The sequence below is a fragment of the Actinoplanes sp. NPDC051475 genome (assembly GCF_040689425.1).
Taxonomy (GTDB): Bacteria; Actinomycetota; Actinomycetes; order Mycobacteriales; family Micromonosporaceae; genus Actinoplanes.
The window spans coordinates 379336-404618 of sequence record NZ_JBFAZZ010000002.1; the positions used below are offsets into that span (position 1 = coordinate 379336).

Sequence of the window (25283 nt, forward strand, 5' to 3'; positions counted from 1 at the left end):
CTAGAACAGATCCCGCCGATCGGCCATGTCGAGCTCCTCGCTGATCTCCCGCGGAGCCGCGACGACCACGCACCTCCCGCCCCGCGCCAGCAAAACCCCCCGTACCGCGTCCACGATCCCCTCCACCCGCTCCAACCCGATCGACCCCGGCAGCACCGCATGCACGATCCCCCGCCCGGCCGACCCCCGCACCGGCACCGCCATCCCCGCCACGTCCCGCAGAGCGAGCACCGCCGCCTGGAGGTCCGCCGTCCGGACGGCGATCCGCAGCGCCACGTCGTCGTGGCCGAACGGGTAGCGGCCCCACCAGGGCGGCGCCAGGGGCGAAGCGGTGGCGTGGTCGCCGAAGGCTCTTTGCAGGCGACCGGCGCGGTCCGCCACCTCGTCGGGGTCTCCCTCGAGCAGGACCGCCAGGACTCCGATCGGCGGCGTCGCGGAGAGGTCGACCTCGATGGCGCTCGGGGTCACGTGCCGGGCCGTCGTCTCCTGGACCAGGTCGTGGATGTCGCGGGGAGTGGTGACCGGGGCCGCCACCCAGCGGCGGGCGGCCGGCAACGGTTCGAGGCGTACGTGGGCCGACAGGATGACGCCGTCGATCTCCGCGATGCCGGGGCGGCCGTGTTCGCCGTCCGAGGTTCCGGCTTCTCCTTCCCTGGTCACGTACGCAATGTGGTTGACCTGGTCGGCCGCCGTGCCGAACCGGTGGCGCAGCGGGCCGGTCTCGTTGAACGCGAGCATGCCGCCGAGGGTGGCCGACGGCGACGGCGGGTCGACGGCGAGGCGGCGGCCGCGCAGGGCCAGGGCCGCCTGGATCGCCTTGACCGGCGTGCCGGCGCCGATCTCCGCTGTTGTCGCTCGCGCGTCGTGGTGCCAGATGCCGTCCAGGCGGCGGGTGTCGAGCAGCAGGTCGACCCCGGGCGGTGGGGCGCCCCAGTCGAGTTTGGACCCGGAGCCGCGGAAGCTGACGGCGAGGCCGCGGTCGGCCGCCAGGCGCATGGTGTCGGCGACGGCGTGGGTGGTCGCCGGGGCCGCCACGAAACTGGCCAGGCGTCCGGCCACCGTGTCGGCCGGGCCGGCTCTCCGGGCGAAGTCCGGACCGCAGATGTCGATCAATGCCCGGAGCAACGGCTCACGTGCGGGCAGATCCGTCCCCATCGTGCCCCCCCGACATCGGCTGCTCAGACGTTGATCTATCGGAGATCGTCCACTCTGGCATATCGTACACATGTTCTAATGAGCCGGGGAGCCCCCCAGGGCGACCACCATCGGTGCGAAGTCGCGGTCCGTCCTGGACGCCTCCCAACTGCCCGGTAACGTGGTCAGGCGTGACGACCGACATGCCCACGACCCCGCCGGCGGTACGCCAGGTGCCCACCGAGCGCACCTTCCACGGCGACACCGTGACGGACGAGTTCTCCTGGCTCACCGAGAAGGAGAATCCCGACACGATCGCGTACCTCAAGGCGGAGAACGCCTGGACGCAGAAGGCGACCGCGCACCTGGAGGACCTGCGGAACACGGTCTTCGAGGAGATCAAGCGCCGCACCCAGGAGACGGACCTGTCGGTGCCGCAGCGCAAGGGCGGCTACTGGTATTACACGCGCACGGTCGAGGGCAAGCAGTACGGGATCCAATGCCGCGTGGCGGCCGCGCCGGGCGAGGTGGACCCGCCCGCCACGGGTGACGGCGCGCCCCTGCCCGGCGAGGAGGTGCTGCTGGACGGGAACGAGCTCGCCGAGGGCAAGGAGTTCTTCGCGCTGGGTACGTACGACGTCACACCCGACGGCACCCGGCTCGCGTACTCGGTGGACTTCGACGGCGACGAGCGCTTCGTGCTCAAGGTCAAGGATCTGCGCACCGGTGAGACGCTGGCCGACGAGGTGCCGGACACGTTCTACGGCAGCGCATGGTCCGCGGACGGCTCGACGCTGTTCTACATCACGGTCGACGACGCCTGGCGGCCGCACCGGGTGTGGCGGCACACGGTCGGGCGGCCGGCCTCGGACGACGTGATCGTCTACGAGGAGGCCGACGAGCGGTTCTGGGTCGGCGTCGAGCTCTGCCGCAGCGAGAAGTTCATCGTCATCGACGCGAACAGCAAGGTCACGTCGGAGGTACGCGTCATCGCCGCCAACCGCCCCACGGCCGAGCCGGCCGTGATCCGGGAGCGCGTGCAGGGCGTCGAGTATTCGATCGAGCATCACGGCCACCGCTTCCTCGTGCTGCACAACGAGAACGCCGAGGACTTCGCGCTGGCGCACACGTCGGTGGACAACCCGGGCGACTGGGTGGAGCTGATCCCGCACACGCCGGGAACCCGGCTCGAGTCGGTCGACGCGTTCCAGCGGCACCTGGTCGTCTCGTTGCGCCGCAACGGGCTCACCGGGCTGCGGGTGATCACCGACGGCAGCACCGACGCGTACGACATGGAGTTCCCGGAGCCGCTCTACAGCGTGGGCCTGTCCGGAAACCCCGAGTACGACACCAACCTCGTCCGGATCACCTACACCTCCATGGTCACCCCGGATTCGGTGTACGACGTGGACCTGATCACCCGCGCGATGGTGCTGCGCAAGCGCAAGGCGGTGCTCGGCGACTTCGACCCGTCCGCGTACGAGCAGTTCCGGGAGTGGGCGGTAGCCGACGACGGCACCCGCGTGCCGATCTCGGTCGTGGCGCGCAAAGGCACCCCGCGCAACGGTACGGCGCCCCTGCTCCTGTACGGCTACGGCTCGTACGAGATCAGCATGGACCCGTACTTCTCCATCGCCCGCCTCTCGCTGCTGGACCGCGGCATGGTCTACGCGATCGCGCACGTCCGCGGCGGCGGCGAGATGGGCCGGCGCTGGTACGAGGACGGCAAGATGCTGGCGAAGAAGAACACCTTCACCGACTTCGTGGCCTGCGCGCGGGCCCTGGTGCAGGCGTCGTGGACCAGCCACGACCGGATCGTGGCCCGGGGCGGCTCGGCGGGCGGCCTGCTGATGGGCGCGATCGCGAACCTGGCCCCGGAGGCGTTCGCCGGCATCGTCGCCCAGGTCCCGTTCGTGGATCCGCTGACGTCCATTCTGGACCCGTCGTTGCCGCTGACGGTCACGGAGTGGGAGGAGTGGGGCAATCCCCTGGAGAACGCGGACGTCTACACGTACATGAAGTCGTACAGCCCGTACGAGAACGTCGCGAAGCTGAAGTACCCCTCGATCCTGGCCGTGACCAGCCTGAACGACACCCGCGTGCTGTACCACGAGCCGGCGAAGTGGATCGCGCGGCTGCGGGCGACGGCGCCGGACGGGTCGTACCTGCTCAAGACCGAGATGGGCGCCGGTCACGGCGGCCCGAGCGGGCGCTACGACTCCTGGAAGGAGGAGGCGTTCGTGACCGCCTGGATCCTGGGCACGGTGGGCCTGGCGTAAGTCTGTCGGACCCGGCCCGAGGGCCGGGTCCGTCGTCACCCGGCCCGGAGTTCCTCGAGGTCGGTGCTCGACCGCAGGACCAGAAGACCGATCCCGGCGGCGATCACCATGGCGAGCAGGGCGCCGCCTCCGAGCAGGGCCAGCAATTCCACGGGTACGGGCACAGCCGCCGTCACGGGCGCACCGGGCGTGACGACCTCGACTGCCTCGCCCGTGCCCGCCTGACATGCGGCGTCGCACAGGTAGCCGCTCGAGGTGCCCGCCGAGACCTCCGTGCCCATCAGCCGCGCAATGCCGAGTCCGGAGACCAGCGCGAGCAGCAGCGCCGGGATCAGCGGCGCGAGCGTGTGCCACAGCACCGCCTCGGAGAGGGTACGGCGGGGCACGCCGACCGCGGTCAGGGCGGCGTAGGCGCGGCGCCGCGCCACGATGCTCTCGGCGAGCGTCACCAGCACCCCGGCCGCCGCGACCGCCACGCCGATGCCGACGGCGACCATGATCAGGTCGATGGCGCCGACGTAGAAGCCCTCGTCCGCGCCCAGGCCCTGTCCCGAGTCGCCGCCGAGCAGCGCGTTGTACATGTCGATGGCGCGGAACTCCGTCTGGACGTGGGCGCGGTAACCGAGGGCGATCGCGCCGGCGACCACGCTGGCCAGCAGGGCGGCGAGCGTACGGCTGCCGCTCCACGGATCGCCCATCAGGCGCCGGCCCGCGAGCAGCATCGCCGGGCGGCTCCCGAAGCGGTGCAGCAGGCGCCCGGTGGTGTGGGCGATCCAGCCGGTGCCGAGCACGACGCCGATCATCGTGAGGGCCACACCCGCCGAGAGGATCGTCGCGAGGGTGCTGCCGCTGATCGGGCCGAGGTGCTTCGGCATCCCGAACAGGACCAGGCCGGCGATGATGAGCACCCCGGGCCACGGCCACGGGCCGCCCGTACGGACGCGCCGCACCACGCCGAGGGGGCTGATCACGACCCGGCGCAGCAGCACCACCCCGACCAGACCGGCGACCAGCGGCACCGCGAGCATGATGACCAGGATCGACACCGGCGACGGCAGGACGTCGGTCGGCAGCACCAGCAGTCGCGTCGCGTCGCGCCGCTCGAGGAGCACGCGCAGCAGCAGGAAGACGCCGAACCCGGCGACCGATCCGGCGAGGGCGGCCACGACCGTCTCCGCGCCGGCGATCAGCACCGCCTGCCGGGGCGTGGCGCCGGCCAGGCGGATCGCCGCCAGACGACGGTCGCGGGCCGGGGCGCCCAGCCGGATGCACTGCCCGGTGAGCGCCAGGACGGGCATCGAGAGCAGGATCAGGGCGGCGGCGACTCCGGGCCGCAGGCCGCTCTCGACCAGCAGGGCGGCGGCGTACCGCTCGGCTTCGCCGCGGATCGCGATGACCGTCGCGGCGGCGAGCAGGGTGACCGCGGCCAGGGCGGCGCTCAGTGCGGTCAACGCCGTACGCAGATGGTCCGTGCGGTTTCCCGCGACCGCGAGCCGGACGAGGGTGGCGGGTCTCATGAGCGCGCTCCCAGTCCCAGGCCGCTGGGGTCGACCACGCCGTCGCGCAGGACGATCTCCCGGTCGGCGTACGCGGCGATCTGTGCCTCGTGGGTGACCAGGACGACCGACGTGCCCTGCTCACGGACGACGTGCACGATCTCCCTCAGCACCTGCTCGCCGGTGAGCACGTCGAGCGCGCCGGTCGGCTCGTCGGCGAAGAGCACCTTCGGCTCGGTGACCAGGGCCCGGGCCACCGCGCAGCGCTGCTGCTGACCACCGGACATCGTGCCGGGCAGCTTGTCGGCCAGATCGCCGACGCCGAACCGCCCGAGCCACAGCGTCGCCGCCTTCCGCGCGTCGCGCCGGTGGGCACCGGCGAGGAGCAACGGCAGGGCGACGTTCTCGGCGGCGGTCAGCTCCGGCACGAGCTGGCCGAACTGGAAGAGCACCCCGAAATCGGTACGCCGCAGACGCGACCGCGCACCCTCGGTCCACAGGGCGATGTCCTGGTCGCGATAGCGCACCTCGCCCGAGTCGACTCGCAGGATTCCGGCGAGGCAGTGCAGCAGGGTCGACTTGCCGCAGCCGCTCGGGCCGGTGACGGCCACGATCTCCCCCTCGCCCACCTCGATGTCGACGCCCCGCAGGGCCGGCGTGGGACCGTATGCGCGGTGCATCCCGGTTCCCCGGAGCAAAGCAGTCATGTGTTCACCTCTCGGTGCAGCTCGGCGACGCGCAGCAGCGTGGTCTGCAACCACCGCAGGTCGGCGTCCAGATGGGCGATGGCGTAGTCGGCCGCCACGACGTCCGCGACGGTTGCGGACCGGTCGGTCTTGACGGCGGTCAGCTCCCGCAGTCGCGAGGTGTGCGCGGTCCGCTGAGCGACGAGGTAGTCGGTCGCCGTGCCGGTGTCGGCGGCCAGCAGGCTGACCACGACCTTGGCGAAGAGCGTGCTGGTCACGTACGGTGCGGGCGGCTCGACGCTGGTCAGCCACTCGGTGAGCCGGGACCGGCCGGCGTCGGTGAGGGCGTACGAGGTGCGGTCGGGTCCGCCCTCGCGGTCCTGCCCGCGCTGCTCGACGAGCCCGTCCCGCTCGAGTCGCCCGAGGGTCGAGTAGACCTGGCCGTATGCCAGCGGCTTGGCTCGGGGCAGCCGCTCGTCGTGGGCGCGCTTGAGGTCGTACCCGTGCCGGGGCCCGGCGGCGAGCAGCCCCAGCAGCACATGCGACGTCGACATGGCGGACACTATTCACTGAGTGAATAGCCACCGTCAAGCGTTCAGCTGCGCCGCAGAGCCACCACCGCGATGTCGTCCGCCTGCTCGCCCGGCCCCGCGAGCTGCACGAGAAGCCGCTGGCAGAACGCGTCCAGGCTCGCCTCGACCTCGCCGGCGCATGCCGCGAGCGCCGACAGGCCCACGTCGATGTCGCTGTCCCGGCGCTCGATCAGGCCGTCGGTGTAGAGGACCAGGGTGCCGCCGCGCGGGATCACGAACTCCATGTCCTGCGGCCGCGACGCGTTGATGCCCAGCAGCGGGCCGCGCTGGTCGATGAAGCGGGCCCCGGTGGTCGCGACGTGCAGCAGCGGCGGGAGGTGGCCCGCGCTCGCCATCCGGATCCGGCCCGAGTCCGGTTCCACGGTGAGCAGGCACACGGTCGCCGACTCCGTGGGCAGGACCGTACGCATGAAGCGGTTGACCAGCTCGAGGACCGCTCCCGGCGGGTGGCCCTCCACCGCGTACGCGCGGACCGCGTGGCGCAGCTCGGCCATCACCGTCGCCGCGTGCAGGGAGTGGCCGGCCACGTCGCCGATCGCCACCAGGAGGCGGCCGTCCAGCATGGTCAGCTCGTAGAAGTCGCCGCCGACCTCCGTCTGGGCGCCCGCCGGTTCGTAGCGCACCGCAAGCTCGAGGCCCGGCACGTCGGGGAGGCGGGACTGCAGCAGGCTGCGTTGCAGCGTGACCGCGATGCGGTGCTCCTCGTCGTACGAGCGCTGGGCCTCCACCGCCGCCGCGACCGCCTGGGCGAGCTGGCGGAGCACCGGGAATCCGGGCGTCTGGGAGCTGCTCGGTACCGCCACGTACACCGGGGTGCGGTCGGCGCGGAGCTTCGCCGAGGCCACCGCGACGGATTCCTGTTCCGGCCAGTCCGTCAGGTTCCAGGCCGAAGGCTGCTCCGTGCGTACCGTCGAACCGACCGCCGTCTCGTGGTGCTCGACCGTCCAGGGCCGCACGGTGGCGGTCCGGCCGGTCGCGATCGCGGCCAGGCCGTCGCCGTCGGCGGTCTCCGCGACCACCACCACCGGGCCGCCGAAGATCTGGCACGCCCCGTCCGACGCCGCCTGGAGCAGGCCGACCAGCGTCGACGCGGAGTTGATCGCGAGCGTGGTCTCGGCCAGCTTGACCATGCGGGCGGCGAGCGACTCGGCGCGCTGCCGGGCGCGGTAGTAGCGCAGCACCGCCTGGGCCGTCGCGATCAGCTCGTCGGGCTCGATCGGTTCCACCAGGTACGCGTCCGCGCCCCGGTTGAGCCCCTGGGTGCGGTCGACCACGTCCACGGCGTGCGCCGACACGTGGATCACCGGCAGGACGCCGTACCCGGGATCGGTCTTGATCCGCTCGCACACCTCGAAGCCGCTCATGTCCGGCAGCTTCACGTCGAGCACGACCAGATCGACCTCGGCCTGCCCGAGCAGCGTCAGCGCGGCGCCGCCGGTCTCCGCCTCGACCACCGTGAACCCGGCGCGGGTCAGCCAGCTCACCAGGAGATACCTCTTGGTGGCGCTGTCGTCGACCACCAGGACGGTGGCCGGTGTCATGGCGACACCGGCAGCGAGACGACGAAGGTGCTGCCCTCGCCAGGAGTGGACATGACTCGCATGGCACCACCCAGAATACCGACGAGCCGCCGCGCGTAGGGAAGCCCGAGCCCGGTTCCCTTGCCGCTCAGCGCCGTACTGCCGGGCACCTGGTAGAACTCCTCGAAGACGCGTTCGTGCAGTTCGGGCGGGATACCGGTCCCGGTGTCCGCCACCGTGAACTCGACGTCATCGCCCGTCCGCGCGACGCTGAGCCGTACCGATCCCTGGGCGGTGAATTTGATCGCGTTGGTCAGCAGGTTCCGCAGGATCTGGGCCAGCAGCACCTCGTCGCAGCGCAGCCGGGGCACCGCCGGCTCCTCGACGATGAACTCGACCTCCGGCCGCGTGGCGAGTGGCCGCAGGGTGCCGCGGAGCTGACCGAAGACCGCCTTGAGATCCACATCGGACCAGTTCGGCTCGATCCGGCCGGCCTCCGCCTTGGCGAGGTCCAGCAGGTCGTTCACCAGCGACAGCAGATCCGCGGCGGAGGACCGGATCAGCTCGACCTGGCGGGACTGCTCCTCGGTGAGCTTGTCGGACGACTCGTCGGTGAGCAGCCGGCCCAGGCCGATGATGGCCGTGACCGGGGCGCGCAGTTCGTGGCTGACGTTCGCCAGGAAACGGCTCTTCGCCTCGCTGGCCGCACGCAGCTGCACCGACTTCTCGTCCAGCTCCGCGTAGAGGGCGACGACGCCGCGGTTCGTCTCCTCCAGCTCGTCGGAGAGCTGGTGATACAGCGCCATCACGCCGCGGTTGGTCTCCTCGAGCTCGGCGTTGAGTCGGGCCAGGTCGTCGCGTTGGGCCCGTACCTCGTCGAGGGCGCCGATGAGCTGCTGGTTCTGCACCGTGAGCTCGTCGAACGGCGTGCCCGGCACGTGGGCGGCAAGGCGGTCGCGGATCTCGTCCATACGGTCGGGGGTCAGGGCCGGTGAGCTCGGCGGCAGACGTCGAGACATCCGCACGACCGTACCGGTCGCCCCATCCCCCACCTCCATCGTGTCCACCAGGCGACTGACCAGGGCCAGCTGCGGACGCAGCCGGGCCCCGTCGCCGGCCACCGGATGTGCCATCTCTACCAGCAGAGTAGGTACCCCGTCGGCCGCCGTCGTGAACGCCACGTCCGTATCGCGTCCCGCCGCGACCAGTAACCGGCCGACTTCGCTGAGCGCTGTGGCCAGCCGGGTCTGGTCCTGGGATTCGAAGCCCATCTCCCGCGCCACCTCGCGGCCGAGCTGGCGGACGGTGAAGACGTCCTGCTCCACCCGGATCCGCATGCGCATCAACGGTTCGCGGGTCATGGCAACCGCGCTACGAGCACACCCGCGTCGTCGCGGCGGGTGCCGGCATCGCGAAGCACCGTCGCCGCGATAACCTGCGGCGAATGCGACAGCAGATCGGGATAGTCGTTGGCGTTCCAGCGGTCCACCACGCCGTCGGAGTGCATGAGGACCACCGCCCTTGGCGCCAGCGGGTAGTCGTACTCGCGGATCTGCCGCCGTTGATGCCCGGCGATGCCGGGCAGGGAAACCATGCCGCGGCGGCCACCGTCCGGCGCCAGCACCGTGCCCGAGATGTTCCCGAGGCCCGCATAGCGGACCTGCCCCCGGGCCGGGTCGAGCTCGGCGATCGCGAGGGCGGCCCCGCGGGTGTGTCCGAGCGCACGGTGCAGCGTGTCCAGAAGCGCAGCCGGCGGCTGTGCGGGCGCATTGGAGAAGACGCGCACGGCCTCCTGCGACGCCGCGTGGGCGAGGCGCCCGTGACCGAGCCCGTCGCAGACCATCACCTGGCGCCGCCCGTCGACGTCCCGGAAGGCGTAGGCGTCCCCGCTCACCGGTTCGCCGGTCAGCGGGCGGGTGAGCCCGGCCGCCCAGGCCGGCTGCGGCGCCGGACCCGGCCACACCTGCGCGGCGAGCACCGTGCCCCGGCCGGGGACCGAGTGCAGATCGCTCCAGCTCGCCTGGCGGACGATGGCGCCGAGACCGATGCCCAGCGTGCCGGCGGTGGAGTGCCCGTCACCCACGGATCGCCGCACGTCGGCCATCCCCGGGCCGCGATCGACGACGATGATCTCCACGCCGGCCATGCCGTCGGCCCGGACCGCGCGCACCAGCAACGTCCCCTCGTCGGCGTGCTTGACGAGGTTGCCCGCCGCCTCCGCCACCACGATCGAGAGGTCGGCGATCCGTAGCTCCGGCATGGCGAGCTCGGTGGCGAGACGTTCGGCGGCGCGGCGGACGGCGGCGGCCGTACCGGCGGCCTCCACCCGGAACCAGACCCCTCCGTCGAGAAGCCCCTCGGGTAGCGACGCCACCGCGCCTCCGCTCATCGGCACCACTTGGTCACGCTGATGGTCGTACCCCGGCCGACCGCCGTGTCGATGGCGAACTCGTCCACCAACCGGCGGGAGCCGCTGAGCCCGAGGCCCAGGCCGCCACCGGTGGTGTAGCCGTCGGTCAGTGCCAGGTCGAGGTCCGCGATACCCGGTCCCCGGTCGGCGAAAACGATGTGGATGCCGGTACGCCGCCCGTTGTCGACCCGGGTCACCTCGACCGTGCCCCCGCCGCCGTAGACGAGGGTGTTGCGCGCCAGCTCGCTCGCGGCGGTGACCAGCTTGGTCTGGTCCACCAGCGACAGCTTTACCGCCACCGCGACCGTACGCACCAGCTGGCGGACCCGGACGACGTCCTGGTCGGAGCTGACCGTGATCCGCTCGGCGCCGCCGCCGGTCATGGCGCGGTGACCGTCGGTTCGTCGGCGTCGTCCTGGCCCTCGTCGTCGTCCTCGTACCGTCCCCGGGCCAGCAGCTCCATGCCCAGCTCGACGTTGAGCGCCGTGCGGATGCCGGGCAGCGAAAGTCCCAGCTCGACCAGGGTGATCGCGACCGCGGGCCGCATGCCCACGACGACGGTCTCGGCGTCCAGGACGCGGGAGATGGAGGCGATGGTGGCCAGCGTCCGGCCCACGAAAGAGTCGACGATGTCCAGCGCGCTGATGTCGATGATCACGCCGTGACAGCCGGACGACACGATCCGGTCGGCGAGGTTCTCCTGCAGCTGCAGGGCGACCTGGTCCTCCATGTCGATCTGGATGGAGACCAGAAGGATGTCGCCGATCTTCAGGATCGGCACGCGGTCCATCTGCTCAGCCCTCCCGGCGCGGGGACTTCTGGGAGACCCTGTCACCCGTCTTGCGCAACACGTGCCGCAGGGCGTCGGCGAGCGACGACTTCGTGGCGATGTCGCCGAACTCGATGCCGAGCGCCACGATCGTCTGGGCGATCTGCGGGCGGATGCCGGAGATGATGCAGTCGGCACCCATCAGCCGGGCGGCCACCACGGTCTTGAGGATGTGCTGCGCGACCTGGGTGTCGACGGCGGGGACGCCGGTGATGTCGATGATCGCGTACGGCGAGCCGGTGTCCACCAGCGTCTGCAGCAGGCGCTCCATGACCACCTGGGCCCGGGCCGAGTCGAGCGTGCCGACCAGCGGCACCGCGACGACGCCCTCCCAGAGCTTGACGACCGGGGTGGAGAGCTCGAGCAGCTGCTCGGCCTGGTCGGCGATGAGTTCCTCGCGCGCCCGCGTGTAGCTGTCGAAGGTGAAGAGGCCGGCCCGGTCGACGAACGCCGAGAAGGCCACGTACGCCCGCAGCGCCTGCTCGTCGTCGCCGAGAACCTTCAGGACCGCTTCCTTGAGCGCGAAGACGCTGACGGCCGTCTCGGTGGCGGTGAAGCCCTGCCGCGCCCGGGTGGTGGAGAGCTCGCTGAGCAGCGCCCGCAGCTCGGCCGCGGCGTCGTCGCTGATCTCCTGCGCGCCACCGCTGAGCGCCGTCTGGAAGGCCTTCTGCAGCTCGAGCGTCTGCCGGTGCAGCTCCGCGTGGCTGAGCCGGCCACGCAGCGACGCCGTGATCCCGTCGGTCCACGAGGAGACGACCGTTTCCTCGTGTTCCTGGAGCATGTCGGCGAAGCGACTGCCCTCGTCCGAACTGAGCCCCACCGCTGCCTCCTGTGACCTCCGCCGAACCCCTGCCTGCCGCAGGTCGCGCGCAGCCGGGGCGGACTTTACCATCGGAGCCCGCTGTTACTTGTCATCGGCCAACTAATATCCCATGGTCAGGCGGCCTCCCCGTTCTGCGGACCCGCGGCCGCGTGGAGTAACGTTCTGGCCATAACTGGGAGGTCCTGAATGTCCCTGACGGTACAAACGGAACAGCGCGGCGACGTGGTCGTCGTGTCGGTGGCCGGTGAGCTCGACATGGCTACCGCTCCCCAATTGCAGGATCAGATCAGCGACCTGCTCGAGAAGGGCCGCACCCGCCTGGTCTTCGACCTGGCCGAGGTCTCCTTCTGCGACTCCACCGGGCTGTCCGTCTTCGTCCGCGCCAAGAACAGCACCGACGACGCCGGCGGCGTGGTCCGGCTGGCCGCTCCGCAGCGCGGGGTGCTGCGCATCCTCGAGGTCTCCGGGCTGGTCGAGGTGCTGCACACCTACCCGACGGTCGACGAGGCCGTGACGGCCGAGGAGCCCGCGCTCGACTGACGCTTCATGGGGCCGAACGGCGTAGTTTGTCGCCGACCGGTCGCGGGCAACTGCTGCCCTCGAACCCCCTCGGCTCTCATCGGCAGGAGTTGCTCGTGAGCTCGATGCTCAAAGGCTTCAAAGACTTCATCATGCGCGGCAACGTCGTCGACCTGGCGGTGGGCATCGTCATCGGCGCCGCCTTCACCGCAGTCGTCACCTCCTTCACCAAGGCGTTCCTCGAGCCGCTGATCAAGCTCATGAGCGGCGGCAAGGGTGTGGATGCGGGCAAGCCGGAGATCCGGGGTGTCGTGTTCGACATCCCCGGCTTCCTCAATGCGCTCATCACCTTCGTGCTGACCGCCGCGGTGCTGTACTTCCTCGTCGTCTACCCGCTGAACAGGCTGGCGGAGCGGCGTAAGCGGGGCGAGGAGCCGCCGCCGGAGGCGCCGAGCGAGGAGGTCAAGCTGCTGACCGAGATCCGCGACGCGCTGGTGCGGCAGCAGGTCGCCCCCGGGGCCGTGAACGACATCCTCGGCCGGCACCAGCAGGAACCGCCGCGCTGACCCCTTTCGGAAAAGATCAACCCACCCGGCGCTGTTCGAACAGATGTTCGATACAGTGCCGGGATGGAACAGCGTAAGCACTGGTGGAACGGCAGATGGGGACGCGTCGCCCGCAAGGACGTGTATCTGCGGACGAGCGGCGACCAGTGGTACGTGGAGCAGCGCGCGGGCGGCGCGGACGGGGTCTCCCACTTCTTCGAGTACGACAGCGAGGACGCCGCCCTGGACATGGTCCGCGCCCTGCTGACCGGGGCCGACGACTGGCGTGAGCTGTCGGTGCGACCGCGTGAGCGCTGAGCCTGATCAGGCGGCCCGGCGCTCGCCACCCGGCGGCTCGTGCGCCGCGGTGGCCGGCCCGCGCGGCACCAGGCGCAGTCTCGGGGTCCGCGGGATCGCGCCGGCCTCCCCCGGGTCCTCCACCAGGTGCCAGCGGTCGCCGATCTCGGACCGATGACCGGGCGGCTCGGCCGAGCCGCCGGAGACCCGCGACAGCGCCACCACGAGCAGGTACCCGAGGATCACGAAGCCGTGGCTGACCAGGCGGGCGCCGTCGACCCGGGCCGCCGAGAGGTCGTTGAGCGACAGCAGCAGGAGCATCCCCACGAACGCGGTGAGCATCGGCACCAGACCGGTCGGCCGGCTGCGCCGGAGCGCGATGAAGAGGAAGCCCGCGCCGACGGCCACGTTCCACGCGGCGGACTCGTGCCAGAGGTGTCCGGGGATCGCATCCGCGCCCGCCCCCGCGTGCACGTGCTGGCCGGCGCTGCCGCCGCCGACCTGGTTCAGCCCGAGGATGAGCTGCACGGCCCCTACGGCGGCCAAGGCCACGTAGAGCGCTGCGGTGGCCCGTACGCGCCACGGGATCCGGCCGGGCGGCCCGGGTGGTAGCGCCGCAAGGATCGCGTCGCTGAGGTCGGGAACCTCCGGGACCGGCCCCGTACGCGTCAGCCGGTTGACCGCGGCCGCCCGATCAAGCCACTCCCGGCAGCCGGCACACCCGGCCAGGTGTTCGTCGACCCGGTCGCGATCGGCCGGATCGTCCTCGCCGTCCAGTTGCGCGGACAGCATCTCGCGCCACCGTTCACACGCCATGTACCCATAGTCGCTCGGCGCGGCCCCGGGGTTCCCGGCGCGGGCCCGCCTTTCGCCGCGTCAGGGCAGGCCAGGCCGTTGCACGGAGGGGCCGTCCTGGCCGTCGGTGCCGCCCATCAGGCGTTTGCGCTCGCGGAAGGCGCGCAGGTTCGCGGTGTTGCCGCAGGTGCTCACGTCGTGCCAGACGCCGCTGTTGTTACGCGAGGTGTCGAAGAACGCCGCCCGGCACTCGACGTTGTTGCAGAGCTTGAGCCGCGGCCACAGGCCCGCCTGCTGCGCCAGCAGGGCCTCCGCCCAGAGGGCCGAGGCCAGCCAGCGGGTGCCCCGGCCGGAGGGGATCATCCGGACCCAGCCCTCGGCGTCCGGCACCAGGGTCACCGGCACGTCCGCGGGAGGCAGCGCGTCGTCCTGGCTCGGAGCTCGGCCGCTGCCGGCGAGGATCACGCCCTCGAAGGTGGTGCGCAGGCGGCGCAGCGAGCGCATGTCGGTCGACGACAGCAGGAGGACCGGGGCCGGCAGCCCGGCCACGCGTGACCACGTGGCCAGCGCGTCGCTCAGCCAGCGCTGCGCGTCGTCCGGCGAGGCCAGCAGATCCGGGGCGTAGGACATGGTCGCCCGGGTGTTGATGAGGTCCTGCAGGAGGGCGAGGCCGGCGGGCGCCTCGCGTACGCCGTGCCGGGCACTTGCCTTCCATGACATAGGCGAAGAGTACTTGATTCTTTTTCATGCCCACATCCGCCGGTCGCCCGATCGGTGCCGCCGGCCGCGCCCCACGCAGCGCATTCATCGCCTGACGCCCTGTGAATCATCCGACGGATCGGAGCTTGAATTAACTATTAGAGTTGTTAACCTTGTGTCCGGTCACATCGATGACCGAAGATATCCAGCAGCGGCCGCCGTCCCCCGATCCCCCTTTCTCTGCGAGGAACCGACATGGTTCGACAACCCCTCCGGCGCGCCCTGGCCATGGCCGCGGGACTGCTCACCGCCGCCGCCGCTCTCGTCGCGCCGCCCGCGTCCGCTGCCGCGGCCACCCCCTTCAAGGTCCTGGCCTTCTACAACGGCACCTGGGACGCCGCGCACATCGACTTCGACAAGGAAGCCCGCGACTGGTTCCCCCGTGCCGGCGCGCAGTACGGCTTCACCTGGGAGGCCACCACCGACTGGAACCGGCTGAACGCGACCGACCTGGCGGCGTACAAGGTGATCATGTTCCTGGACGACGGCCCGCCGGCGTCCCGGCGCGCCGCCTTCCAGCAGTACATGCAGAACGGTGGCGCCTGGATGGGCTTCCACGTCAGCGCCTTCACCACCGACGCGAACTCCTGGAGCTGGTACCACAACACGTTCCTGGGCTCGGGCAATTTCCAGACGAACACCTGGGGGCCGACCGCGGAGACGCTGCGCATCGAGGACCGCAACCACCCGTCCACGGCCGGGCTGCCGGCGACCATCCAGTCCTCGGTGAGCGAGTGGTACTCGTGGAGCCGCGACCTGCGCCAGAACCCGGACATCGACGTGCTCGCCACGATCGACGCGTCGAGCTTCCCGGTCGGCACCGACCCCAACCAGCAGTGGCGCAGCGGCTACTACCCGCTGCTCTGGACCAACCGCAACTACAAGATGCTGTACGCGAACTTCGGCCACAACGCGATGAACTACGAGACCAACACCCGTACGTCGTCGACGTTCGCGAGCGAGCAGCAGAACCAGTGGCTGATCAACGGCCTGCTCTGGCTCGGCGGCGGGACGAGCACACCGGCGCCGACCTGGTACTCGCTCGTCAACAAGAACAGCGGCAAGTGCGTCGACGCCCGCGGGGCCGGCACCACCAGCGGCACGCCGATCCAGCAGTACGCCTGCAACGCCTCGAACGCGCAGCAGTACCAGCTGGCGGCGACCACCGGCGCGTACGTACGGATCAACAACCGGGGCAACAGCGCCCAGGCCTTGGACGTCACCAACGTGTCGACCGCCGACAACGCGCCGATCCAGACGTGGGCGTACTCCGGCGGCACCAACCAGCAGTGGCAGCCGGTCGCGGAGAGTGACGGCTACTTCCACTACGTCAACCGCAACAGCGGCAAATGCCTGGACGTCCCGGCCGCCTCGACGGCCGACGGCGTGCAGCTCGTCCAGTACACGTGCAACGGCACCGCGGCCCAGAGTTTCCGCCCCACCGCCCAGCCGTGACCCATCGGCGCGGCCGGCCACCGTGCCGGCCGCGCCGCGACGTGCATCCCCGTGGCACCCTTGAGCCCGCATCGGCAACCGCGAACGGTTTTCGCATGTGATCATCGGGTAGCGAGGGAGACGTGGTGCGCAAAGCTCTGACGTATGCCGTGGCGCTGGTAGCCGCGGCGACATTGATCGCCGGCTGTGACACAGGCGGCGCGAACCAGGCTGCGCCCGCGCCGTCCACCACTGCCACGACCGCCCCGGAGCCCTCGGCATCCGCGTCCTCGCCGACGCCCGAGCCGTCGACCCCGGCGACGACCGCGCCCGCCCCCAAGCCCCAGAAGCTCAAGAGCGGCGTCAAGGGCGAGAAGGTCGTGGCGCTGCAACAGCGCCTCACCGAGCTCGGCTACTGGAACGGCAAGGGGGACGGCACCTTCGGTTCCCAGACCCAGCAGGCGGTCTACGCCCTGCAGAAGGCGGCCGGCCTCACCCGCGACGGCGTGGTGGGACCCAAGACCCAGAAGGCCCTGGACCGAGGGGTACGCCCGAAGGTGCGCAGCACGAGCGGCCGGGTCATCGAGATCAGCAAGAAGAGCCAGCTCCTGATGCTCGTCGACGACGGCAAGGTGACCGAGGTCTTCAACACCTCGACCGGTTCCAACCAGCACTACGAGCACGAGGGCCAGACGTACCTCGCGGACACGCCGAGCGGGCGCTTCAAGGTGTCCCGCCAGATCGACGGCTGGCGTAAGGCGCCGCTGGGCCTGCTGTGGCGCCCGAAGTACTTCAACGGCGGCATCGCGGTGCACGGCGCGAACAGCGTGCCGCCGTACCCGGCGTCGCACGGCTGCGCCCGGCTGTCGGTCTCGGCGATGAACTACCTCTGGTCGAGCGACAAGATCCCGCTCAAGACCAAGGTCTGGGTCTACTAGCCGGCGACGGCCAGCGACTGGGCCACGCGACGCAGGAATTCCCGGTTCGAGCCGGTTGTCCGCAGCTGCTCCAGGAGCTGCTGGAGTCCTTCCCGTCCCTGGCCGTTCAGTGCACGGCGGATCTGGGCCGCGATCGCCAGCTCGGCCGGCGCCATCAGGGCCTCGTCGTGCCGGGTGCCGGACGCGGCCAGGTCGATCGCCGGGAAGAGGCGGGCCTCGGCCAGCGAGCGGTCGAGCTTGAGCTCGGCGTTGCCGGTGCTCTTGAACTCCTCGAAGATCACGGTGTCCATGGCGGAGCCGTTCTCCACCAGCGCGGTGGCGATGATGGTCAGCGAGCCGCCGTTCTCGATGTTGCGAGCCGCGCCGAGGAACCGCTTCGGCGGGTGCAGCGCCGACGCGTCGATGCCGCCCGAGAGCGTACGGCCGCGGCCCGGCGCGATCAGGTTGTACGCCCGCCCGAGCCGGGTGATCGAGTCGAGCAGCACGACCACGTCCTCGCCGTGCTCGACGAGGCGCTTGGCCCGCTCGATGGCAAGCTCGGCGACGGCGGCGTGGTCCTGCGGCGGCCGGTCGAACGTGGCCGCGACGACCTCGCCCGAGACCGAGCGGCGCATGTCGGTGACCTCCTCGGGCCGCTCGTCGACCAGCACGACCATGAGGTGGCACTCGGGGTTGTTCCGCGCGACGGCGTTCGCGACCTCGTGCAGCACCGTGGTCTTGCCCGCCTTGGGCGGCGCCACGATCAGGGCGCGCTGGCCCTTGCCGATCGGCATCACGAGGTCGATGACGCGGGTGGTCAGCAGGTGCGGTTCGGTCTCCAGCCGGAGCCGTTCCTGCGGGTAGAGGGCGGTGAGCCGGTAGAAGTCGGTCCGGTTGCCCGGGGTCCGGCCGTTGACGGTCCGCACCTGGAGGGTGGCGGGCTTGCGCCCGTCGACCCGGGCGGCGCCGGTGATCCGGTCGCCGCGGCGCAGGTCGAGGCGCCGCACCTGGTCGAGGGACACCGGGATGTCGTCGGGACCGGGCAGGTAACCGTCGGCGCGCAGCCAGGCGCGGTTGTCGACGATGTCGAGGAGGGTATCGACGGGAACATCGACGCCCGGTTTACGGGAATTGTCCGTCATGGGGTACTCCAAAGAGCGTCACGAAGGGACGCGAGAGGAAGAAAGATCGCCGGTAAGGCCTCTAGGGGCGGCATGCCGCCAGCATCCAGGGCTCGGCTGCGGTAAAGGTAGCACGATTCGACTGGCGGTTACCGCACGTCCATCTAGGACGGCTACGTTGCCGCCATGGGTGCAGTCGATCGCCGTACGTTCCTGCGCATGGCGGGGCTGCCGGCCGCCGCCGCGGCAGTGCCGCTGGATCTGAGCAAGGCCCTCGCCATTCCGGCGCACCACCGCACCGGGACGATCGCCGACGTCGAGCACGTCATCTTCCTGATGCAGGAGAACCGGTCCTTCGACCACTACTTCGGCACGCTGCGCGGGGTCCGCGGGTTCGCCGACCCGCATCCGATGCGTACGCCGGCCGGCAAGACGGTGTGGCACCAGCCGCAGCCCGGCGGCCCCGACCTGCTGCCGTTCCGGCCCGACGTCCCGGACCTGGGCCGCACCTTCCTGCCCGACCCGCCGCACGGCTGGAACGACGGGCACGCCGCGTGGAACGAGGGCCGCTACGACCGGTGGGTGCCGAACAAGGGCGTCACCACGATGACGTACCACACCCGCAAGGACCTGCCCTACCAGTACGCCCTCGCGGACGCCTTCACGGTCTGCGACAACTACCACTGTTCCCTGCTCGGCCCGACGGACCCGAACCGCTACCACATGTGGAGCGGCTGGGTCGGCAACGACGGCACGGGCGGCGGACCGGTCATCACCAACGCCGAGGCCGGGTACGACTGGTCCACCTACCCGGAGCGGCTCGAGCGCGCCGGCATCTCCTGGAAGGTGTACCAGGACGTCGGCCTGGGATTGACCGCCGAGGGATCCTGGGGCTGGACGCAGGACCCGTACATCGGCAACTACGGCGACAACTCGCTGCTCTACTTCCACCAGTACCAGAACGCCGCGCCGGGCACGCCGCTCGCGGACCGGGCCAAGACGGGTACGAACGTCAACGCGCTCGGCCGTGACCCGGAGGCGCTGCTCAGCGACTTCCGCCGGGACGTCTCCGAGGGCCGGCTGCCGGCGGTCTCGTGGATCGTCGCGCCGGAGGCGTACACCGAGCACCCGAACTGGGAACCCGCGTACGGCGCCTGGTACGTCTCGCAGGTCATCGACATCCTCGCCGACCATCCCGAGGTGTGGAGCAAGATGGCCCTGTTCCTGACGTACGACCAGGAGGGTGGCTTCTTCGACCACCTGGCGCCCCCGACCCCCGGCGTCACCACGGTGCCCACGACGAACGAGATCTTCCCGGGCGGCGACGGCCACCCGGCCGGACCCTACGGCCTGGGCATCCGGGTGCCGATGGTGGTGGTCTCGCCCTGGACCCGCGGCGGCTGGGTCGACTCCCAGCGCCTTCGACTTCCGGACGCCGAACCGGGCCCGGCCGGTGCGACTGCCGGACACCGACGACTTCAAGCCCGCCGACCTGGTACGCCACCCCGACGAGGTCCCGGTCCCGCCGGCCGAGCAGGAGTTGCCCGGCCAGGAGAAGGGAGTACGCCCGGCGCGCGCCCTGCCGTACGCCCTGCACGCCGACGGCGAGGTCACCGGCGAGACCCTCACCATCACGTTCCGGAACGTCGGCCGTGCCACCGCGGTGTTCCAGGCACGCTCGGCCCGCGAAGGCGAGGATCCCCGCAGTTACACCGTCGAACCGGGCAAGGCCCTCACCGGCACGTGGTCCGCGAGCGGCCGGTACGACGTCGCCGTGCACGGCCCGAACGGCTTCCACCGCGACTTCCGCGGCGGCACGCTCGGCGTCCGCACCGACTACGACTCGCGGGCGGAGAAGGTCACGCTGACCTTCAGCAACCCTGGCACCCGGCGACTCCAGCTGACGGTGCGGGACGCGTACACGTCGGGCCGATCCACTGTGTCCCTCAGGGCCGGCCGGACCGCGGCTAAATCGTGGTCGGTGGTCCGTACCCGGGGCTGGTACGACCTCACCGTCACCGACGGCACGGACCTCGAGTACCGCTGCGCCGGCCATGTCGAGAACGGCAAGGACAGCATCAGCGACCCGCTGATGGGCGGCCTGATCGGCTGAGCGGTTCGCTCAGGCGGCGGCGGCCGGCCGGCGCCCGAGCCGCGCGGCCAGCCGGTCGAGCGGCGGCGCGGACGGCGCCTGATCCACCGCGTCGGCGAACGGGCGCCGGCCCGCGGGCATCGCGGCCAGCATCGGCGCGGTATGCGCGAGCTCTTGCTCGACGACGTCATCGGCGAAGCCCGGCGGTTGACCCGTGGCGCGGGCGAGATCCCAGCCGTGCACCAACAGCTCGGTGAGCCGAAGGTGGAGGGCGATCGCCCCGGAGATCCGGCCGAACGGCACCTCGACGGTGCGCTCCAGGGCACCCGGCGCCTGGAAGGCCGCCGTCAGGCCGGCCGCGCTCTCGTCGAAGCCGGCCTGGAGATCGCGGAACGTCATCGGGCGAGCGGCGAGCACCGAGACGTCGACGGCGTTGCCGAGCACGAGGTGGCCGACGAGAGCCTGCACATCCCAACCGGCGCAGGGGGTGGGATCGCCCCATTGATCGGGTTTGACGCCGGCGATCAACCGCCCGACGCGGTCGGCCGCCGCCGTCAGCTGAGCAACGGTCGCCGCGGTCACGATGACACCCTAGGGGCACCCCGCACCTCCCCGTTGATCAATGAGTGGCATCGACTGCCTACGATCCAGACGCTGCGGCGCCCGGCCGCGGCATTAATGGAGGGACGAGGATGTCACTATTGTCGAGACGGCTCGGCACAGCGGGGATCGCGGGTGTGCTGCTCGTCGGCGTCGCCGCGACGCCGTCGATGGCCGCACCGACCGCCGGACGGCCCGTAGCGGCCGCTCAGGCCGCCACGTTCGACACGACGACCGCCAAGGAGCGGCAGCGTGTCGACAGCATCGAGGCCCCGAAGCTCGGCTGGTACAAGTGCTTCGATACCGCCGAGTGCGCCACCACTCGCCTGCCCCTGGACTACGACAAGCCGCACGGCGCTACCACGGAGATCGCCGTGCTCCGCGTCAAGGCCAAGGACCAGCAGCACAAGATCGGCACCCTGTTCGTCAACCCGGGCGGCCCGGGCGGATCGGGTACGGACATCGCGCTCGCGGCGCCGTCCTTCCTGAGCGAGTCGATCCTCCAGCGCTTCGACGTGGTCGGTATCGACCCGCGCGGCATCGCGGCCAGTGAGAACGTGCACTGCTTCCCGTCGGTCCGGGACCAGACCAAGGTGCTGGCCGACATGAACGTCGCCTTCCCGTGGGGCAAGGCCGAGGAGAAGAAGTACGTCAAGGCCGCGAAGAAGTTCGGCAAGGCGTGCTCCACCACCGGCAAGCCGCTGACCGGCGCGATGTCGACCGCCGAGGTCGTCCGCGACATGGAGGTGCTGCGCCGCTCGGTGGGCGACACGAAGCTGAGCTATCTCGGTTTCAGCTACGGCACCGCGATCGGGCAGTACTACGCCAACATGTTCCCCGAGCGTTTCCGCGCGGTCGTGGTCGACGGCGTGCTCGACCCGCAGCACTGGGTGGGCACCACGCAGACCGCCGACCAGGAGCAGGACCAGCGGCTGCAGTCGGCCGAGGGCGCCTACCGGGCGCTCAAGGAGATCCTGAAGCGGTGCGACCGGGCCGGCAAGCGCTACTGCGTCTTCTCGGCCGGTGACCCGGTCAAGAGGTTCGAGACCATCGCGAAGAAGCTCCGGCAGAAGCCGCTGGTCGTCGGCGAGGGCGCCGACAGCTACACGATCACGTACGCCGACTTCATCGGTGGCGTCCTGGGCTCCCTGTACGGCACGGGTGCCGGCGACTCGGTCACCTTCATGGCCCAGGACCTGTGGACGCTGCTGAACCCGCCGTCCCCGGCCGCCGCCACCAAGGCCAGGACCGCGCTCATCCAGCGGATCAAGGACTCGCGCTCCAAGCCGAGCCGGGACTTCCCGTACGACAACGGCTTCGAGACGTTCGCCGGTGTCGACTGCACCGACGGTCTGCACCCGAAGGACGCCGACAAGTGGCCGGCGATGATGGAGAAGGCCGACAAGCGGGCGCCGTACTTCGGCCGCGCCTGGGGCTGGGGCACCGCGCAGTGCGCCCGGAACACGTGGACCGTGCACGACGAGGACGCGTACACCGGCCCGTGGACCCGGCGGACCGCCGCGCCGGTGCTGATCGTCGGCACCAAGTGGGACCCGGCGACCAACTACGACGACGCGGTCTCGGCCGCCCGGCGCCTGCCGAACAGCCGGCTGCTCTCCAACACCAACTGGGGCCACACCTCGTACGGCAGCTCGAAGTGCGCCACCGGGGCGATCGACTCGTACCTGCTGACCGGCAAGCTGCCGGCCGCGGGCACGGTCTGTGAAGGCGACCTCCAGCCGTTCACCGAGCCGCTGCCGACCGACGAGACCCGGTCGTCGCTGCGGGCGGGCACCGCGACGCAGGGCCGGCCCCCGGTCGCCACGCCGCTCCCGCCGTCGGTGCTCAACGGCAACCGGTAGTCCCTCCGATCAGGACGGCGCCCCGGACCTCACGGTTCCGGGGCGCCGTTTTGCATGCTCAGGTGATGAGCGGGAGCCGGAACCACACCCGCTTGCCCCCGCCGGGCAGCGGCTCGGCCCCCCAGTCCGACGCGAGGTGGTCGATGATGTGCAGCCCGCGACCGTTCTCGCTCTCCGCATCGGGCGGCCGCGGCTGCGGCGCGCGGTCGCTCGAGTCGCTGACCGCGACGATCAGATCCCGCTCGAGCCGCAGCTCCACCAGCACATCGCCGACCGTGTGCTGGATGGCGTTGGTGACCACCTCGTCCAGCAGCAGCAACGCGTCGCCCGCGAGCGGCTGCTGGCCCCACGCGACCAGCAGGTCGGCCGCGAACCGCCGCGCCGCCGAGGCGCTGATCGCCTCGCCCCGGAACCGCCGCCGCGCGTACGGCGGGAAGGGCGCCGGGGCGTCGTTGGTCAGGCAGAGCACCGCGACGTCGTCGCTGCGGGGCTGCGGCCCGACCGCGCTGCCCAGCACGTGGTCGAGGATCTCGTCCGGGTTCCGGCTCGGGGCGCCGCGCAGTGCCTCGCACAGCTCCTCGAGACCCTGGTCGATGGGGTGCCGGTGGTCCTCGACCAGGCCGTCCGTGTAGAGCACCAGGTTCGCCCCCGGCGGCAGCACGAAGGTGGTCTCGGGATAGACCGCCGACCGGGCCACGCCGAGCGGTATCCCCCGGCGCAGGTCGAGGATGTCGGTGCGGTCCCCGGTACGCAGCATCGGCGGCAGGTGCCCGGCGAGGACCGCGGTGACCGTGGCCTCGGTCAGGTGCAGCTCGAGGTAACAGCAGGTCGCGATGGTGTCGAGGTGCAGGTCGAGCATGAGCTGGTTGACGTGGTGCAGCACCCCCGCCGGGGTGTGCCGTTCCGTGGCGTACGCCCGCAGCGCGTTGCGCACCTGACCCATGGTGGCGGCCGCCGCGGCGCTGTGGCCCGCGATGTCGCCGATGACCACGCCGACGACGCCGTTGCCGAGGGCTATGACGTCGTACCAGTCGCCGCCGACGTCGACGCCGTGGCTCCACGGCAGGTAGCGGGCGGCGTGTCGCAGGCCCGGAGTCTGCGGCAGTTCGGCCGGAAGCAGTGCTCGCTGCAACGCGGCCGCCATGGACGTACGCGCCTCGAACAGCAGCGCGCGTTGCAGGGCCTGCGCGCTCAAGCCCGCCAGGGCGGTGAGCGTGTCCCGTTCCTCGGCCTCGAAGGTCCGCGGTTCGCTGTAGCCCACGACCAGCGTGCCCAGCACCTCCCCGGCGACCGCGAGCGGCAGAAAGGCCCAGGCCTGCCGGCCCCCACGGGGTACGGCCACAGCGGGGTCGGGCTGCGCGGCGTCGAACTCGGCGACGGAAGTGAGGTACCGGGGCTGCCCCGTACGCGAGACCGCCGTGGCCGGGTACGGATGATCCAGGGCGAGCCGGCGGAGCTGCTCGACGACGTCGGGCTCGTACCCGGCGTGGTACTGCAGCCGCAGATGGGTGTCGTTCAGCAGCAGCAGGGCGAGGCCCTGACCGCCCGCGGACGGACGCAGCACCGAGCCGATGGCGGCGTACACCTCGGCGGCGGTGCTGGCCGCGACCAGGGCGTTGGTCACCTCCTGCAGGGTGCGGGCACGCGCCGCGGCCTGTTCCGCAAGCGCGACGCTGCGGGTGAGCTGCTGCTTCCGGTCGACCTCCTCGGTGACCTCGCGGAACGACACCGCCACGACGCCGGAGCTGGCCCGGCCGATGTTGACCTCCCAGGCCTGGCCGATCGCCGGATAGTTCAGCTCCACCCGGCACGGCTCACCGTTGCCGGCGACGGTGCGGTAGCGCTCGAACATGCCGTCCGTCCAGCTCTGCGGCACCACGTCGCTGAGGAGCTGCCCGATGATGTCCTCGACGGTGCGCCCGGCCAGCTTGGCGCCGAGCTGGTTGACGTACTCGCAGACGAAGTCGACGATCTCGCCGTTCCCGTCGCGGACCGGGCGCAGGAGCGTGAACCCGTCGAAGGCGGCGTCGAGCATGTCGTAGAGCCGCGTCCCGCCGGCGGACTGCGGCGCCACGGTGACCTTGCTCAGGTCGACGAAGCGGACACCGAAGCCGTCACCGTACGGGCCGATCCAGAACTCGAAGTGCCCGGCGACGGTGGCCCGGTCGTAGTACACCGTGCGGGTCGCCGGACGCCGCGTCTCGACCACCGTGCAGTAGAGCGGCAGCGTGCCGTCGTGAACGGTCTCCGGCCACAGCTCCCGGTAACGTCGCCCGACCAGGTCCACACGGCTGCGGCCGACGAGTCGGCATCCGGCGTCGTTGATGTAGGTCAGCTCGAAGTCGACGATCCGGCCGTCCTCACGGAGGGCCCGGGCGAGCACCCACCCCTGCGGATCACTGTCCAGCAGCGCCAGCAGCTCCGGGTCGGACGGCGTACCGGCGCCCGCTGTCACCACGCCCCCACCTCCGGACCACCTCCACGCTGCCTCGATGTCATCATCTCCCGGCACCTGCCGGTCCGTCAGTGCCGCTTACGGTGAAGGCATCGGGGCCCAAATGGGTCACAACGC

The 25283-nt window shown here is 71.1% G+C and carries 23 protein-coding genes and 1 pseudogene; 9 read left to right on the forward strand and 15 right to left on the reverse strand.

What is annotated here, in order from left to right; all coding sequences use genetic code 11:
* The gene (locus AB0368_RS06240) at positions 1 to 1155 is read right to left on the reverse strand and encodes an FAD-binding oxidoreductase (RefSeq protein WP_366152700.1); all 1155 of its coding nucleotides are present in this window, start codon (positions 1153 to 1155) and stop codon (positions 1 to 3) included.
* Between the two features lie 170 nt (positions 1156 to 1325).
* Between AB0368_RS06240 and AB0368_RS06245 the strand changes: the two genes are divergently transcribed.
* The gene (locus tag AB0368_RS06245; RefSeq protein ID WP_366152701.1) at positions 1326 to 3413 is read left to right on the forward strand and encodes a S9 family peptidase; all 2088 of its coding nucleotides are present in this window, start codon (positions 1326 to 1328) and stop codon (positions 3411 to 3413) included.
* A 35-nt stretch (positions 3414 to 3448) separates the two neighbouring features.
* Here AB0368_RS06245 and AB0368_RS06250 read toward each other — a convergent pair whose 3' ends face one another.
* The 9 genes from AB0368_RS06250 to AB0368_RS06290 are packed head-to-tail and all read right to left on the reverse strand — an operon-like array spanning position 3449 to position 11767.
* Positions 3449 to 4930 (reverse strand): FtsX-like permease family protein, encoded by a 1482-nt coding sequence (locus tag AB0368_RS06250; protein ID WP_366152702.1) that lies wholly within the window; start codon positions 4928 to 4930, stop codon positions 3449 to 3451.
* On the reverse strand, positions 4927 to 5616 hold the full coding sequence (locus tag AB0368_RS06255) for an ABC transporter ATP-binding protein (RefSeq protein ID WP_366152703.1): 690 nt from the start codon (positions 5614 to 5616) through the stop codon (positions 4927 to 4929). The genes AB0368_RS06250 and AB0368_RS06255 overlap by 4 nt, the downstream gene beginning before the upstream one ends.
* Positions 5613 to 6149 (reverse strand): PadR family transcriptional regulator, encoded by a 537-nt coding sequence (locus tag AB0368_RS06260; protein ID WP_366152704.1) that lies wholly within the window; start codon positions 6147 to 6149, stop codon positions 5613 to 5615. Before AB0368_RS06260 ends, AB0368_RS06255 begins: the two co-directional genes overlap by 4 nt.
* 41 nt (positions 6150 to 6190) lie before the next feature.
* Positions 6191 to 7729, reverse strand: a complete 1539-nt coding sequence (locus tag AB0368_RS06265) for a SpoIIE family protein phosphatase (RefSeq protein ID WP_366152705.1) — start codon at positions 7727 to 7729, stop codon at positions 6191 to 6193.
* Entirely contained in the window at positions 7726 to 9069 is a 1344-nt protein-coding gene (locus tag AB0368_RS06270) for a sensor histidine kinase (protein WP_366152706.1), read from the reverse strand. Before AB0368_RS06270 ends, AB0368_RS06265 begins: the two co-directional genes overlap by 4 nt.
* On the reverse strand, positions 9066 to 10097 hold the full coding sequence (locus AB0368_RS06275; protein ID WP_366152707.1) for a SpoIIE family protein phosphatase: 1032 nt from the start codon (positions 10095 to 10097) through the stop codon (positions 9066 to 9068). The genes AB0368_RS06270 and AB0368_RS06275 overlap by 4 nt, the downstream gene beginning before the upstream one ends.
* Positions 10094 to 10501: an ATP-binding protein gene (locus AB0368_RS06280; protein WP_366152708.1), complete on the reverse strand. Its 408-nt coding sequence runs from the start codon at positions 10499 to 10501 to the stop codon at positions 10094 to 10096. The genes AB0368_RS06275 and AB0368_RS06280 overlap by 4 nt, the downstream gene beginning before the upstream one ends.
* Positions 10498 to 10908 carry an STAS domain-containing protein gene (locus AB0368_RS06285; RefSeq protein WP_366152709.1) on the reverse strand — a complete coding sequence of 137 codons (411 nt, stop codon included), beginning with the start codon at positions 10906 to 10908 and terminating at the stop codon, positions 10498 to 10500. The genes AB0368_RS06280 and AB0368_RS06285 overlap by 4 nt, the downstream gene beginning before the upstream one ends.
* A gap of 4 nt (positions 10909 to 10912) precedes the next feature.
* Positions 10913 to 11767 (reverse strand): STAS domain-containing protein, encoded by an 855-nt coding sequence (locus AB0368_RS06290; RefSeq protein WP_366152710.1) that lies wholly within the window; start codon positions 11765 to 11767, stop codon positions 10913 to 10915.
* Between the two features lie 189 nt (positions 11768 to 11956).
* Between AB0368_RS06290 and AB0368_RS06295 the strand changes: the two genes are divergently transcribed.
* The 3 genes from AB0368_RS06295 (at position 11957) to AB0368_RS06305 (ending at position 13152) form a co-directional block, all read left to right on the forward strand.
* Positions 11957 to 12310, forward strand: a complete 354-nt coding sequence (locus AB0368_RS06295) for an anti-sigma factor antagonist (RefSeq protein WP_106126981.1) — start codon at positions 11957 to 11959, stop codon at positions 12308 to 12310.
* Between the two features lie 104 nt (positions 12311 to 12414).
* A complete protein-coding gene (mscL, locus tag AB0368_RS06300; protein ID WP_366152922.1) occupies positions 12415 to 12855 on the forward strand; it encodes a large conductance mechanosensitive channel protein MscL in 441 nt (146 codons plus the stop codon).
* A gap of 63 nt (positions 12856 to 12918) precedes the next feature.
* A complete protein-coding gene (locus AB0368_RS06305; RefSeq protein WP_366152711.1) occupies positions 12919 to 13152 on the forward strand; it encodes a hypothetical protein in 234 nt (77 codons plus the stop codon).
* 6 nt (positions 13153 to 13158) lie between these two features.
* Here the strand turns inward: AB0368_RS06305 and AB0368_RS06310 are convergent, their stop codons facing one another.
* On the reverse strand, positions 13159 to 13947 hold the full coding sequence (locus tag AB0368_RS06310; RefSeq protein ID WP_366152712.1) for a zf-HC2 domain-containing protein: 789 nt from the start codon (positions 13945 to 13947) through the stop codon (positions 13159 to 13161).
* Positions 13948 to 14007: 60 nt separating this feature from the next.
* Positions 14008 to 14646, reverse strand: a complete 639-nt coding sequence (locus AB0368_RS06315; protein WP_366152713.1) for a CGNR zinc finger domain-containing protein — start codon at positions 14644 to 14646, stop codon at positions 14008 to 14010.
* Between the two features lie 234 nt (positions 14647 to 14880).
* Between AB0368_RS06315 and AB0368_RS06320 the strand changes: the two genes are divergently transcribed.
* Both AB0368_RS06320 and AB0368_RS06325 read left to right on the forward strand, forming a co-directional pair.
* Positions 14881 to 16140 carry a ThuA domain-containing protein gene (locus AB0368_RS06320; RefSeq protein ID WP_366152714.1) on the forward strand — a complete coding sequence of 420 codons (1260 nt, stop codon included), beginning with the start codon at positions 14881 to 14883 and terminating at the stop codon, positions 16138 to 16140.
* A gap of 125 nt (positions 16141 to 16265) precedes the next feature.
* The gene (locus AB0368_RS06325; protein WP_366152715.1) at positions 16266 to 17057 is read left to right on the forward strand and encodes a peptidoglycan-binding protein; all 792 of its coding nucleotides are present in this window, start codon (positions 16266 to 16268) and stop codon (positions 17055 to 17057) included.
* Here the strand turns inward: AB0368_RS06325 and rho are convergent.
* On the reverse strand, positions 17054 to 18190 hold the full coding sequence (gene rho, locus AB0368_RS06330) for a transcription termination factor Rho (RefSeq protein ID WP_366152716.1): 1137 nt from the start codon (positions 18188 to 18190) through the stop codon (positions 17054 to 17056). The genes AB0368_RS06325 and rho overlap by 4 nt on opposite strands.
* Before the next feature lie 303 nt (positions 18191 to 18493).
* Between rho and AB0368_RS06335 the strand changes: the two are divergent.
* Positions 18494 to 19516 (forward strand): annotated as a pseudogene (locus tag AB0368_RS06335) (alkaline phosphatase family protein); the annotation flags it as partial.
* A gap of 94 nt (positions 19517 to 19610) precedes the next feature.
* On the forward strand, positions 19611 to 20270 hold the full coding sequence (locus tag AB0368_RS06340) for a phospholipase domain-containing protein (protein ID WP_366152923.1): 660 nt from the start codon (positions 19611 to 19613) through the stop codon (positions 20268 to 20270).
* Between the two features lie 9 nt (positions 20271 to 20279).
* Here the strand turns inward: AB0368_RS06340 and AB0368_RS06345 are convergent, their stop codons facing one another.
* On the reverse strand, positions 20280 to 20831 hold the full coding sequence (locus AB0368_RS06345) for a TIGR03086 family metal-binding protein (RefSeq protein WP_366152717.1): 552 nt from the start codon (positions 20829 to 20831) through the stop codon (positions 20280 to 20282).
* A gap of 110 nt (positions 20832 to 20941) precedes the next feature.
* Between AB0368_RS06345 and AB0368_RS06350 the strand changes: the two genes are divergently transcribed.
* Positions 20942 to 22711, forward strand: coding sequence for an alpha/beta hydrolase (locus AB0368_RS06350; RefSeq protein WP_366152718.1), 1770 nt, complete (start codon positions 20942 to 20944; stop codon positions 22709 to 22711).
* Positions 22712 to 22769: 58 nt separating this feature from the next.
* Here AB0368_RS06350 and AB0368_RS06355 read toward each other — a convergent pair whose 3' ends face one another.
* Entirely contained in the window at positions 22770 to 25169 is a 2400-nt protein-coding gene (locus AB0368_RS06355; protein WP_366152719.1) for a SpoIIE family protein phosphatase, read from the reverse strand.
* Between the last annotated feature and the right edge of the window lie 114 nt (positions 25170 to 25283).